We start from the raw sequence: 12,396 nt of genomic DNA on the forward strand, positions 1-12,396 counted from the left end.
GGGAAAAGCGCGTGTCCGAAGACCCCGCAGAGTGGTTTTCTCGAGGAGGCTGAGGCCGTGCCCACGGAAAGCAATGGTCCGTAGCGGAAAACAACTTAGCAGTTACTGCACAGTTTATTTCTTATATGAAAAAACAAGTCTTATTGATTAGGATAGAATGCTTCACAGTTCTATTATTTTGGAAAACGGTTTATTGTACAGGTTGGTAAAAATATCATTGAAATAGCCCAAACTTAACCATGCAAACTGGATTAACTCATTTTAATGATACGAACGTTTACTGATATTAAAAAAACCTTTGTAGAAGTTATCCTACAAAGGTTACATTCCCATCTTATAATCATACATTTTCGCTTTATCTGGGATGGCATTTTCAAAATCTGTTTTTAGAAAAGGTTTATATGAACGGTCTACTTTTGAAATGAATGGCAATTTAAGTATATTATCTTCTATTGTATCAATTTCAGATTGATTCACATATACGACTGCATAACGCATTTTTCGTGATACATACAAAAGATTTCCGAACCTTTTAATATGTTTAATGTTTTTTCTATGTTGAAACCAGACAACAATGCCTTGACGTTTATTATGCATTCTCTTACTCCCAATCATAATAATAAAATAGTTGATGATACTATGAAGCTTGACAGCCACATTTCCCACCAGTTCCACAGCTTCCTGACGCACAACCGCTCTCAATGAGTGCTAAACCTTCTTTTGGTACCATAATATGATCACTAACACTTTTGGCAATACTTTCACTTATCTCATCCAAAAACCGTTGTACATTACGCTCAGCTACTTTAAAAGCAGCAACATAACTATTCATGTCCATTTTTCTCTTGGCACTTCGAACATCCCGCATAATTTCATGATAGTCTGGATGATAACGACCAAACCGCTCTACATCTTCATAGTGATCTTTTATATGTAGAAACGTTTGAATTAAACGTTGAGCTTCTTCATTGGTTTGAAGTAAATGATACGTTCTTTGATACTCGATCATAATATCGGATTGTAAGATCATCTTTGTTAGTTCATCTGTCTTATCAAGTATTGCAACATACTCCAAATTCGCTATCAAAGTTGGCACACCTCCATGGCACTATTTTACCATGATTAGAATAGAAAAGAAAATAGTACAATTCTTCTTCTCTACGGTTTTAACAAGAAGTTCTGTGTGTAATAGAGTCGATGAACTCCAATTCCTAAATGAGTGTAATCTTCATGAAGTAATGCTTCTCTATGCCCCTCACTATTTAACCAGCCTTCCATCGCAGCTGGTGCATCGGTATGTTGTGCAGCAATATTTTCCCCAGCAGATAAATAATAAATCTCTTTCTCCTCTAACCGCTCTTTTAAGCCATTTCCATCTAAACTATAATGCGAAAAATACTTTTGGTCAAACATATCTTGGCTATGGAGGAAAGCGACTTCACTAACTTGCTCATCTTTTATAAGTGGAGCTACATCAAATCGATGGCGATAAATATTTGTTAAGTCAAATATTTGTTGTTCCATCCCTTTTTCAATCTGTTTCCAATCTTCATCCGATAATAATACCTCTTCTGGTAAAGTACCACGATACTCCATTTCGTACATGCGCTGTTTTAGTAAAATATCTCCCGTAATAATTCGGATAGACGATAATTGTTCCGTAAATGTATCAAAATAACATTGGACAAAAACATTATCTGATAATTTTATAAGTGGATTCGTGTTTATATCTGTTTCGTTTAATAAAAATGAATAAAACGCTAAACCAGATTGATACGTAACTTTATCTTGAAATGGAAAATTTCCCTTTACGGAATCAAAAGATGCTCCAATCTTAAATGGTTCAATAGAGATGTCTTCCCCCGTTGCATATATCGTTTGAACGGAATCATCTTCTATACCCACTTGAATTTGAAAAGTTGATTCATCTGTGTAAATCCACCATGTATAGCCATAGGGCGTTAAATCTTTACGAATAGGCTCACCTAATTCATCCTTTACTTCACTGCTTGTCTTTTCCATTAAAGTAAATAAATCACCTTGTAATAATTCCTTCATTTCTTTCGTTGCTTGATTCGATTTTAGTTTGGGCAATTCCGATTGATCTGTCGTAACGAGCATATCAATCGATTTACTAACATATTCTTTTTCTACAAAATAAACACCAGTCCCAATTAAAATAACTATAAAAAGTATTATACCAATCTTTCGCATAGTAGCCTCCAATAACTAAATTATCGTTCTACAATCCTATACATATTCTTATGTAAATATACCCTCTTGTAGACTAAATTGCGTCAACATCTTGAACTGTTTATATATTTTATTGCAAGTTATGTTTTTTTCTACTATGATTAGTTTAATGAGACTAAATCAAGAGGTGTATAAAATGAAATTAGAAAACACAGGAATAGACAATAAGGTAATTGATCTCGTCCCTTTAGATCATGTTATGGGTAAACATGCCTTTATCCGTGGTGAAAACTGGGATTATGAACGTGTAACTTACGACTATAAAATTAATTCCCAAGAAAAAAATGTTACATATTATATTCGTATTCAAGGTGAAGCAATCGAAGGTGATGTAGATCGTAAAGATGCTGTCATCAAATTAAAAACACCTTTATTAGGAAAACATTACTATCCACACGGTATTGAATATGGTGAAGATGAGAATTTTCCAAAAAATTTAATCGAACGTGCTAACAACCTTGTCATTAATGCAAATGAAGAATTAGAAAAGTACAACAAATAAGAGTCCATTTATTTTAGCATATAGATGGTGCGCTATTTGTTACTATTTGTTTACAAATCAAATCTTTGTTTTGATGAATACGTCGAAATTTCTTATAAAATAAGAGGTAATGACGATATATAAAAAAGTGAGAAACGAATGTATGAAATTTCGATTTTCTCACTTTTTTATTCATTATAAAATTTAATATCCAAGTATTGCTCTAATCATACTCGTTGTTTCCCCACCTTGGTAGATTACATAAAGAAATAAATATACCATGATGCCTGTGATAGCGGTGAAAAACCAAATGATACTTGTGATAGGGCCAATTTTCTTATGTTTTGTAAAATTCCCTTTAAATGCGAGTCGTAATGTAACCACTCCAAAGACTGCACCTGTCATCGATAAAAGTATATGGAAGATCAAAAATATCGTGTAATATACTTTTATATTGTCTGGCCCGCCAAAGCTCGTATTTCCAATAAATATCGTTCTAGATACGTAAATAATTAAAAATAATAAAGCACTAATTGCTGCAGCTACCATCGTTTTCTTATGCGCTTCTTTTTTACCTTTGATAATAAGTCCCCAACCAACCGCAACTAAAACAGCGCTTAATGCTATTAGTAGCGTACTAATAAAAGGCAAAAACTCTAAGTCCATCGTATTCTATCCCTTTCCATTACAAAAATTCTACAAGTAATATAATGTGTTTCCTACTGTTTTGAATATGGTAAAGAAGATGGCATTGGATCTACCTCTAAACTTTTTTTAGAAAACCAACCGAAAAAGATCCAAGCAATGACGAATCCGTAAATAATTTGTTGTAAAAACATCATAATAATTCCACCTAATTGCTGGTCTTCGTGCGCACTTAGGGGGGAGAACATTTCCGCACCCGATAATGTACCAGATAATCCTGTTAATACATCTGTCGGTACACACAAACTTAGTGCTTGAATCCAAGCACCCTGTGAACTATAGGCAAGATACAATGATTTTGTCGAAAAAATCATTAGAGCACAAGCAATTGAAACCATTAAAATACTTCCTAATAAATATCCCATTTTTATTAAAGGGTTGAGTTTATCCTGTGATTTTAATGGGGTGACAATTGGCCACCACATAAACATAGCAAAAATGAATAATATGACAGATATTCCAAAATGAAAAACTGCATGACTTTTCGAAAAATCAAATATTGCAGGTAAATGATACATAGAAAACAAACTATTAAATATTGCTAATGCAATAAGTGGGAGTGTAAAGAACGTAAACAAAGGTTTAATGACAGGCAAATGAATAAATTTTTCCCACATCCATACAGGTAAGCCACGAATAATAAAAATGGGTACAACAAAATATAGAAATGACATTTGAATCATATGAGCACTCATCATAATATGTGACATAAGATCAACTGGAGAACCTTTTACTATATAGAGTATGAACATGCCTGAATAAAAGAATATTTGTTGATTTCTAGTTGGTGGATCAAAAGAACCGAATTTCTCCCTCATTGGCCCAGTTAATAGAAAATATAATAAAGCTACACAGATGATAATTGTTAAAAAGTATGGACTCCATAATGCCCGAAATCCGAATATTTGTATTTCTAACCACATGTAATATTCACCTCTTTAAAAAACTTGGTTTATCGCCTAGCCATCATGGCAAAAACCTTGGTAGGACTTAACAGTAAGATAGTTTATACTTTTTTATCTGCTAAAAAAGTATGCAGTATTATTATAACGTATTATGACACATATTTGCAGCTGACATGTGACAACTTTGAGATAAACTGCGCAGTAACTTGGGTCTTCTAAACAACTAAATTGCGTTCCATGCTACCGTTGTCTTCCGCAAAATGTGACATGCTTTCCGCGGGCACCGCTGGCTTCAGCCTCCGACGCACAATGTTTATTGCGACGAGTAATCGCAGTCGCAGGACGTACTAGTGCGGGTATTGCGACAAGGACGTCGCGAACTTAACCCGCCTCGGAAGAAAACCGCTTCCTGCGAGGTCTTCAGACTCGTGGGACTCCGCTAAATGCTCGTCCCATCGAAGACCATTTGCTTTTCCCGCTGGAGTCAGTCACTTTCGCTCCAGACAACTAGAGTAGTTCATCTTACTTTATCTTGATTACATTCTCCTTAGCGAAGGAAATGCAAGTAGACTCCTGGTCGGCTAAAAACGGATATCATTCACCCAATCTAACGTATAGTTGATTGGAGCGGAGGACAGTTGACTCCTACGGGAAAAGCAACAGCCGAAAATCTATTTTCTAAAGTTTTGACAAAAACGGAGGAAATTAGTTGAGGCGTTGCCCGTGGAAAGCAACTGTCCATAGCGAAAATCAACGGTGCTACTAGCTTAGTTACTGTACAGTTTATTTCTACTATGTCGTGAAGTAAGATAAAATTAAATTCTCATTTTAATATAAAAAAACTGGAGGAAAACCCCCAGTTTTTTTATTATTTTACCACCAAGAAATTACCATTAGTCCAGCGAGTGTTAGGAATGCTGCCCATACACCACCATAAATTAATAAGGCAGGCATCTCATGCCCTTTATCTTTTAAGTGCATGAAATAGTAAAACTGAAATCCTGCTTGAACAATTGCCATAATAAATAGAATTGGTAAGATATATATTCTATCTACTGTATCTGTTGCTACAATTGCAAAAGCAATTAAAGTAAAAACAATCATAAGTCCGAAAGAAATTAACTGTCTTTGCATTTCTTCCTTACTTTTTTGTCTCTTAAAAACTTCAGTTTGATCATTTGAATTGTCAGTCATCCATTAACCCACCTTTCCCATTAAGTATACTACCGTAAAGATAAATACCCATACGACGTCAATAAAGTGCCAGAATAAACTAAAAGTATTAAACTTAGGTGCGTTATAAAGGTTTAAGCCTCTTTTTGCATTTCGAATCAACAATGTGGTTAACCAACAAATACCGAATAACACGTGTCCTCCGTGGAATCCAACTAGTGCGTAGAATGCTGAACCAAACGCTGACGATCTAAAACTGAAACCATACTCAGTAATATAATGTGCAAACTCGTAAATTTCACAGGCTAAGAAGCCGATACCGAGTAGACCAGTAATGCCTAGCCATAAGTACATCTTTTTAAAGTCGTTATTACGCATGTGATACATTGCATAAACACTTGTAAGTGAGCTTGTTAATAACAACATTGTCATTAAAAATACTAAACCCAAACCAAATAATTCGTCAGTGGATGGGCCCCCCGCAGTTGAATTTTTCAACGCGAGGTAAGTCCCAAACAAACTTGCAAATAGTACAGTTTCTCCGCCAAGGAAGAACCACTGACCAAAAAATTTATTTTTTCCTTCCAAAGTAGCTTTTTCTGGTGCTGCTGGCATAACTTCTGGAAATAAGCTGCTATGATCATGACTCATCTTTTATTTAGCCTCCCCTTCTAGTGCCTTTTTAAGTTCTTCTTTAGGGATATAGTAGCCAAAATCATCCTGAAGAGATCTTACAACCATACAACCAATAGAGAACGCTAATCCACCATATAATGCAAGGTACCATAAGCTATGGTCAACTTGATAAATAAAGCCAAATCCAGCAATAAAGAATCCAAGTCCCATTAAGAATGGTATGAATGAACCGTTAGGCATATGAACATCATCTAAAGGTTCTCCTGGAGGAATCTTTCCATCGCCTTCCATTTTTTCAATCCATAATGGATCAAGTCCACGTACAAGTGGAAGTTGTTCAAAGTTATAGTACGGTGGCGGTGAAGAAATTGACCACTCCAATGTACGACCATCCCAAGGGTCCGCTTCTGCTTTCTCCCCTTTAATTGCTGAATAAACGATATTATAAATAAATACGATCGATGCGATCCCCATTAAAAAGGCACCGATTGTACTGATTAAGTTACCTAATTCTAATCCTTGGTCATGTAAGAATACCCAGTAACGACGTGGCATTCCCATTAAGCCTAGGAAATGTTGAATGAAGAAAGTTAAATGGAATCCTGCAAAGAATACCCAAAACGAAAATTTACCCATTCCTTCATGTAAAATACGTCCAAACATTTTCGGCCACCAGTAATGTAAACCAGCAAAGATACCAAAAATTGTTCCTCCAACAATAACGTAGTGGAAGTGTGCAACAACAAAATATGTGTCATGGTACTGATAATCCGCAACGTTAGAACCGAGCATTACCCCAGTCATACCACCAATAGTAAACGAAGGAATAAATCCTAATGCCCATAACATGGCAGAGTTAACCGTTACTTGTCCGCCCCACATAGTTAAAAGCCAGTTAAATATTTTAATCCCAGTCGGAACAGCGATTGCCATTGTACCAACTGCGAAAATAGAGTTTGCAACTGGACCTAAACCTACTGTGAACATATGGTGGGCCCAAACCATAAACCCTAAAAATGCAATTAACATCGTCGCAAATACCATTGCTGTATAACCGAACAATCTCTTTCTAGAGAATGTTGAAAATATATCACTAAATAAACCAAATAAAGGTAAAATTAAGATATATACTTCTGGGTGACCAAAAATCCAGAATAAGTGTTGATAAATAATCGTATTTCCACCTAATGCAACATTGAAAAATGCTGTTTCAAACATACGATCAAACATTAATAAAAATAAGTTAATTGTAAGTGGTGGGAATGCAAATAAAATTAACACGCTCGTAATAAACGTTGCCCATGTAAATAAAGGCATACGCATATATGTCATCCCAGGTGCACGCATCGTAACGATTGTGGCAATAAAGTTAATACCACCCATTAGCGTACCAGCACCTGCAATTTGCAAACCTAAGATATAAAAGTCAACACCGTGACCAGGTGATTGCATCGCAAGTGATGCGTAAGAAGTCCAACCTGCGTCAGGCGCTCCACCAAATAGGAAACTTAAGTTAAGTAATAGTCCTCCAAATAAGAATAACCAAAAACTTAGTGCGTTTAAAAATGGAAACGCTACATCTCGTGCACCTATTTGTAATGGCATGGCGGCGTTCATTAACCCGATAAGAATCGGCATCCCCGCTAAAAATATCATCGTTGTTCCGTGCATCGTAATCATTTCGTTATAAAATCCAGCACTAATAAAGTCATTTTCAGGTCTAATTAGCTGAATTCGTATGACTAATGCTTCTAATCCACCAAGTATGAAAAAGAAACCTCCACCTGCTAAGTATAGGTGAGCAATTTTCTTATGGTCAACTGTTGTTAGATAGTCCCATAAGAAAGAACCAAAGCTTCGTTTACCCGTAGCTGCAATACTCACAATAAATACCTCCTATAATGATCTTTAAACTTACATAAAAAAGTTTTAAGATTAATCTTCCTTACTCTCTGCTGTAATCTCAGATGGTTTTAATTGTAAAAGATATTCAGCAATTTTATCCGCTTCATCGTCTGATAGTTCTGGGTATGCTCCTGTCATTAAGTTACCAGGCTTCAGTGACTCGGGATCTTGAATCCATTTCACTAAATTTTCTTTTGTAGGATCTAAATATCCAGCTAGTCTAGAGCGATCAGCAAACTGTGTTAAATCCGGACCAATTGGTACTGAGCCCGCAGAATAATTTTGTGTATCTGTCGCGTGACATTGGACACATGATTTTTCTTCAAAGAGTTCTCTACCTTCTTGTGCAACCGGATCTAGATCAAGCGTTTCAGTATCAAAGTTCTGCATATCTTGAACCCATTGGTCATACTCTTCTTCACTAACAACTACTACTTTAAAGTCCATCAGTGAGTGTGAAGGACCACAGAGTTCAGCACATTTCCCAAAATATACGCCCTCTTCGTAAGCTTCAATATACATTGTGTTTACGTTTTCCGGGTTTACGTCTAACTTACCTGATAAGCTAGGTACCCAGAATGAGTGAAGAACATCATTTGTTATTAAATGAACATATACTTTTGTGTTAACTGGAATATACAAGTCTTGGCTTGTTGCAATTTCCTCATTTCGATAATCATAATGCCACCAATATTGATTTCCTGTAACATCGATGTTGATATGATCTTCTGAATCTGAATCATCCGCCAAGTGGAATGTTGCAAATACAGTAGGAACTGCCATAATAACAACAAGAATTATCGGAATGATCGTCCAAACTGCTTCTAACGTTTTATTTCCTTCTACTTGTTCAGGATTGATAACTGGATCCCCTTTTTTCTTACGATAACGCATCAACACAATTACATAGATGACCATAACAACTAAAAATACAAATGTCATAACCACCGTTGTCAATATTATTAGTTGCATTGATACATCCGCACCATACCCTTTCGGTACAAGTGCTGTTAAATTGTCTCTACCACATCCTGAAAGTATAAAGGCTAAAGAACCTAATAGAACTAAGGTTCTCAGTTTTCCCATCCAACCTTTCATGTATGCATACCTCTCTTTCTCAATTATTACTACATTTGGTTTCAATTAGGGCTGTTTAAAAGTAAAACAATTTATACCACTACAATAATCATAGTAAAGAAAATAACGATAAGATAGCCTAATGAATAGAAGAAAACGATGTTTGCCCATTTCATAACATTTTCCATAAAAAACCCACTAAACCCTATAATTAGCCAAGCAACATTTAGTAGTGTCGCTATACTTAAGAAAGTTATCCCTAATTCTCCCAAGAAAAAAGGTAACGGAAGTAAACATGCAATGTAAACGACGATTTGCCGTTTTGTAAATTCAAATCCATGTACAACAGGGAGCATAGGGATACCAGCTGCTTTATATTCTTCACAGTTTTTCATTGCTAATGCAAGAAAGTGAGGTGTTTGCCAAATAAACATAATTAAAAACAAGGCAATTGGTACGATATGAAATAAATCTGGGTTAACTGCTGCCCATCCTATTAATGGAGGAACTGCTCCAGATATACAGCCTATTTCAGTATTTAAGGTATATCTTCTCTTTGACCATATCGTGTATAGTACTACATATGTAAACCAGCCAATAAATGCAACAATTGCCGCTGTTACTGTAGTTAAATATAAGAGAATTAGACCTAATAATGTAGAAATAATACCGATAAATAATACATTATTCAAAGATATTTTCCCTGTAACTGTAGGACGTTCTTTCGTTCTATCCATTACTGGATCTATATCTACATCATACCAGTTATTTAAAATGCTCGCGCCGATTAAAACAAAGGTGCTTCCAGCCATTGTTAATAGAAACAGTTTTAAATTTGGCATAAAAGATGCATTTGTAAAGTAAAGGGCAAGCCAATAACCTGCAAAAACTGTAAATAAATTGGAATTAACAATTCCTATTTTAATAACAGACTTAATATCTTTTAGCGTTAGTTTCCCATTATTTACTACAGCATTTTCATTTATTGTTACAGAAGAAGGCGTTACTTCTCCGTTAGCCATTCATGATAGCCTCCCTTCACTTTTATAAATAAAAAGAATATAGAAAGATATTATTTGTCTAACCCATTATCTTTATATATTCTACTCATTAAAGTTGCTTTCCCCTATTTACATGATAATGAATTTGTTGCACAATTAATTCTATTATACCACTTTTTTCACTGATCCACATACTTTAAGAGTATAGCAAGATAAAATCTTAAGTACAAATGGATACTAGTTGATAACCTCTATAATTATTTTTAGCAAATTTCATTTCATTTTGCAAGGAATACTACTGATACGAAAGCGAAAATGGGATTAATAAGAAAATTTATTACGAAAATGTGACAACTATTGAACATTATTCGTTTTACCATATTAATTAATTGATTTATATACATTAAAGCTATTATGATTAGTTATGTAATCTTTTATATAATTTAAACTATGTATTATGTGGTAGTAACTATCATTATCGTTTACTTACTCATGGTTGATTATTTAAACTATAAAAGTGAGGCTGTATTATATGTTAAGAATCATTAAATGGCTATCAGTAGTTTCTACAATTGGGATGGTCTTTATATTATTAGGTGGAGCATTAGTGACAAAAACCGACTCTGGAATGGGGTGCGGTAATAGCTGGCCATTATGTAATGGACAACTTTTTCCATCTGATATTACACCTGAATTAATTATCGAATATAGTCACCGTTTAGTTTCTTCTACTATAGGAGTAACCGTTCTTCTACTAGCAGTTTTGTCTTGGATGGTAATTGGACATATTCGTGAAGTGAAATTTCTAGCCTTTTTATCCGTTTTTTTCTTAGTACTACAAGGATTAATTGGAGCTGCAGCAGTGGTATGGGGACAGTCTGATTTTGTTCTTGCATTACATTTCGGAATTTCATTAATCTCATTTGCTTCTATCTTCTTATTAATGTTACTCATTTTTGAAATTGATAAAAAATTAGATGCAAATACGTTATTTATTCGCAAGAATCATCGAATAGAAATCTATTTTCTAACCTTTTTTACTATTATTGTCGTCTATACTGGTGCACTTGTCAGACATGTAAACGCCAATCTTGTTTGTGGAAGTTGGCCATTTTGTAATAATAGTGCCCCATTTGCATTTGCTGAGTACAATTTCCATCAATGGGTTCAGATGGGACATCGATTTATTGCAGGGATATTACTTATTTGGACCATTGCCTTTTTTATCAAAGTGTTTAAAAATTATCGTAACAATCGTATTATGTATTGGGGCTGGGTCTCTACATTAATCCTGATTATTTCCCAAGTTCTGTTCGGCGCACTAATCATTTTCACCCAACTGAACCTATGGATTGCTCTTTTACATGCCTTTTTCATCACTTGTTACTTTGGGAATCTTAGCTACTTCATCTTATTATCTTATCGAAGTGCCAACCAAGAAAATGAAGTACCTGTTAGAAATAAAATCAACGTCAGTGCAGAAGCAAAAAATGAGATTTAGGATATTTCCTAGATTTCATTTTTTATTTCTTTGACTAATTGCCATTTATCCCAAGGGCTTCCATCATCGTTTGGCATGGAAGTAATTGTAATGGTCTCTTTTTTAACAGGATGAATAAACGATAGTTTATTAGCCCATAAGGCAATTTGCTCCCCAACTTTATTTACATGAGCACCATATTTTTGATCTCCGTATAACGGATGTCCAATGGCTTTCAGTTGTACTCGTATTTGATGAGATCTACCTGTTTGCAGTTTTATATGTAGTAAAGTTAAATTGTTTTTCCGCTCCAGTACTTTATAGTGTAGAATTGCCTGTTTCGCATCATTTACATGAGGTTGGACAGCAAACACTTGATTTACTTTCCTGTTCTTTCGTAAATAATGTTCTAATGTTTCCTCTTCTTTTTTTACATATCCACGAACAACTGCTAAATATGTACGGTGTATTTCTCTTTTTCTTAATAGACTAGACATACGTGATGCTGCTTTTGACGTTTTTGCAAATACAATTGCGCCTCCAACAGGTCGATCCAGTCTATGTATTAAACTTAAGTAGACATTTCCACGTTTGTTATACCTAATTTTTATATCTTCTTTTAATAAATTTAATAAATCACGATCATTTGTCCGATCTTGTTGTACAGGTATATTAACTGGTTTTTCAACAATCAAAAGATGATTATCTTCATATAAAATTGGAATATTCATCGATAAATTCTCCTTTTAAATAGGGTCTACTGAATAAATAGAAATCCTA

The 12,396-nt window shown here is 34.8% G+C and carries 13 protein-coding genes; 2 read left to right on the forward strand and 11 right to left on the reverse strand.

Translation table 11 applies throughout. From position 1 onward, the window contains the following. Positions 1–321: 321 nt before the first annotated feature. The 3 genes from DFR56_RS03055 to DFR56_RS03065 form a co-directional block, all read right to left on the reverse strand. Complete coding sequence (locus tag DFR56_RS03055; RefSeq protein WP_110393964.1) at positions 322–597, reverse strand: YlbG family protein; 276 nt, start codon at positions 595–597, stop codon at positions 322–324. Positions 598–637: 40 nt separating this feature from the next. Continuing rightward, entirely contained in the window at positions 638–1,087 is a 450-nt protein-coding gene (locus DFR56_RS03060; RefSeq protein WP_110393965.1) for a YlbF/YmcA family competence regulator, read from the reverse strand. A 71-nt stretch (positions 1,088–1,158) separates the two neighbouring features. Next, positions 1,159–2,214 (reverse strand): CAP domain-containing protein, encoded by a 1,056-nt coding sequence (locus DFR56_RS03065; RefSeq protein ID WP_110393966.1) that lies wholly within the window; start codon positions 2,212–2,214, stop codon positions 1,159–1,161. A 175-nt stretch (positions 2,215–2,389) separates the two neighbouring features. On the opposite strand from DFR56_RS03065, the gene DFR56_RS03070 reads away from it, so the two are divergent. After that, entirely contained in the window at positions 2,390–2,755 is a 366-nt protein-coding gene (locus DFR56_RS03070) for a YugN family protein (RefSeq protein ID WP_110393967.1), read from the forward strand. 183 nt (positions 2,756–2,938) lie between these two features. On the opposite strand, the gene DFR56_RS03075 is transcribed toward DFR56_RS03070, so the two are convergent. The 7 genes from DFR56_RS03075 to cyoE all read right to left on the reverse strand — a co-directional run bounded on the left by DFR56_RS03075 (position 2,939) and on the right by cyoE (position 10,157). Next, positions 2,939–3,400 carry a DUF420 domain-containing protein gene (locus tag DFR56_RS03075; protein ID WP_110393968.1) on the reverse strand — a complete coding sequence of 154 codons (462 nt, stop codon included), beginning with the start codon at positions 3,398–3,400 and terminating at the stop codon, positions 2,939–2,941. Between the two features lie 53 nt (positions 3,401–3,453). Further along, positions 3,454–4,362: a cytochrome c oxidase assembly factor CtaG gene (gene ctaG / locus DFR56_RS03080; protein WP_110393969.1), complete on the reverse strand. Its 909-nt coding sequence runs from the start codon at positions 4,360–4,362 to the stop codon at positions 3,454–3,456. An 855-nt stretch (positions 4,363–5,217) separates the two neighbouring features. Further along, the gene (ctaF, locus tag DFR56_RS03085; protein WP_110393970.1) at positions 5,218–5,538 is read right to left on the reverse strand and encodes a cytochrome c oxidase subunit IVB; all 321 of its coding nucleotides are present in this window, start codon (positions 5,536–5,538) and stop codon (positions 5,218–5,220) included. A gap of 3 nt (positions 5,539–5,541) precedes the next feature. Then, positions 5,542–6,168: a cytochrome (ubi)quinol oxidase subunit III gene (locus DFR56_RS03090; RefSeq protein WP_110393971.1), complete on the reverse strand. Its 627-nt coding sequence runs from the start codon at positions 6,166–6,168 to the stop codon at positions 5,542–5,544. 3 nt (positions 6,169–6,171) lie between these two features. Beyond that, complete coding sequence (gene ctaD / locus DFR56_RS03095; RefSeq protein ID WP_110393972.1) at positions 6,172–8,037, reverse strand: cytochrome c oxidase subunit I; 1,866 nt, start codon at positions 8,035–8,037, stop codon at positions 6,172–6,174. Positions 8,038–8,088: 51 nt separating this feature from the next. Continuing rightward, positions 8,089–9,156 (reverse strand): cytochrome c oxidase subunit II, encoded by a 1,068-nt coding sequence (gene coxB, locus DFR56_RS03100; protein WP_110393973.1) that lies wholly within the window; start codon positions 9,154–9,156, stop codon positions 8,089–8,091. A gap of 71 nt (positions 9,157–9,227) precedes the next feature. Then, a complete protein-coding gene (gene cyoE, locus DFR56_RS03105; RefSeq protein ID WP_110393974.1) occupies positions 9,228–10,157 on the reverse strand; it encodes a heme o synthase in 930 nt (309 codons plus the stop codon). A 511-nt stretch (positions 10,158–10,668) separates the two neighbouring features. Here cyoE and DFR56_RS03110 point away from each other — a divergent pair. After that, positions 10,669–11,637 carry a COX15/CtaA family protein gene (locus DFR56_RS03110; RefSeq protein WP_110393975.1) on the forward strand — a complete coding sequence of 323 codons (969 nt, stop codon included), beginning with the start codon at positions 10,669–10,671 and terminating at the stop codon, positions 11,635–11,637. An 8-nt stretch (positions 11,638–11,645) separates the two neighbouring features. Here DFR56_RS03110 and DFR56_RS03115 read toward each other — a convergent pair whose 3' ends face one another. Further along, positions 11,646–12,347 (reverse strand): RluA family pseudouridine synthase, encoded by a 702-nt coding sequence (locus DFR56_RS03115; protein ID WP_110393976.1) that lies wholly within the window; start codon positions 12,345–12,347, stop codon positions 11,646–11,648. Positions 12,348–12,396 lie beyond the last annotated feature (49 nt).

The organism is Pseudogracilibacillus auburnensis, from assembly GCF_003201975.1.
GTDB classification, from domain to species: Bacteria; Bacillota; Bacilli; order Bacillales; family Amphibacillaceae; genus Pseudogracilibacillus; species Pseudogracilibacillus auburnensis.

Bases quoted from the DNA above. Each gene is read 5' to 3' on its own strand.
- DFR56_RS03070 (WP_110393967.1), top strand. From the start codon at position 2,390: ATGAAATTAGAAAACACAGGAATAGACAATAAGGTAATTGATCTCGTC.
- DFR56_RS03090 (WP_110393971.1), bottom strand. From the start codon at position 6,168: ATGAGTCATGATCATAGCAGCTTATTTCCAGAAGTTATGCCAGCAGCA.
- DFR56_RS03065 (WP_110393966.1), bottom strand. From the start codon at position 2,214: ATGCGAAAGATTGGTATAATACTTTTTATAGTTATTTTAATTGGGACT.
- DFR56_RS03110 (WP_110393975.1), top strand. From the start codon at position 10,669: ATGTTAAGAATCATTAAATGGCTATCAGTAGTTTCTACAATTGGGATG.
- DFR56_RS03055 (WP_110393964.1), bottom strand. From the start codon at position 597: ATGCATAATAAACGTCAAGGCATTGTTGTCTGGTTTCAACATAGAAAA.
- cyoE (WP_110393974.1), bottom strand. From the start codon at position 10,157: ATGGCTAACGGAGAAGTAACGCCTTCTTCTGTAACAATAAATGAAAAT.
- ctaG (WP_110393969.1), bottom strand. From the start codon at position 4,362: ATGTGGTTAGAAATACAAATATTCGGATTTCGGGCATTATGGAGTCCA.
- ctaF (WP_110393970.1), bottom strand. From the start codon at position 5,538: ATGACTGACAATTCAAATGATCAAACTGAAGTTTTTAAGAGACAAAAA.
- DFR56_RS03075 (WP_110393968.1), bottom strand. From the start codon at position 3,400: ATGGACTTAGAGTTTTTGCCTTTTATTAGTACGCTACTAATAGCATTA.
- coxB (WP_110393973.1), bottom strand. From the start codon at position 9,156: ATGAAAGGTTGGATGGGAAAACTGAGAACCTTAGTTCTATTAGGTTCT.
- DFR56_RS03115 (WP_110393976.1), bottom strand. From the start codon at position 12,347: ATGAATATTCCAATTTTATATGAAGATAATCATCTTTTGATTGTTGAA.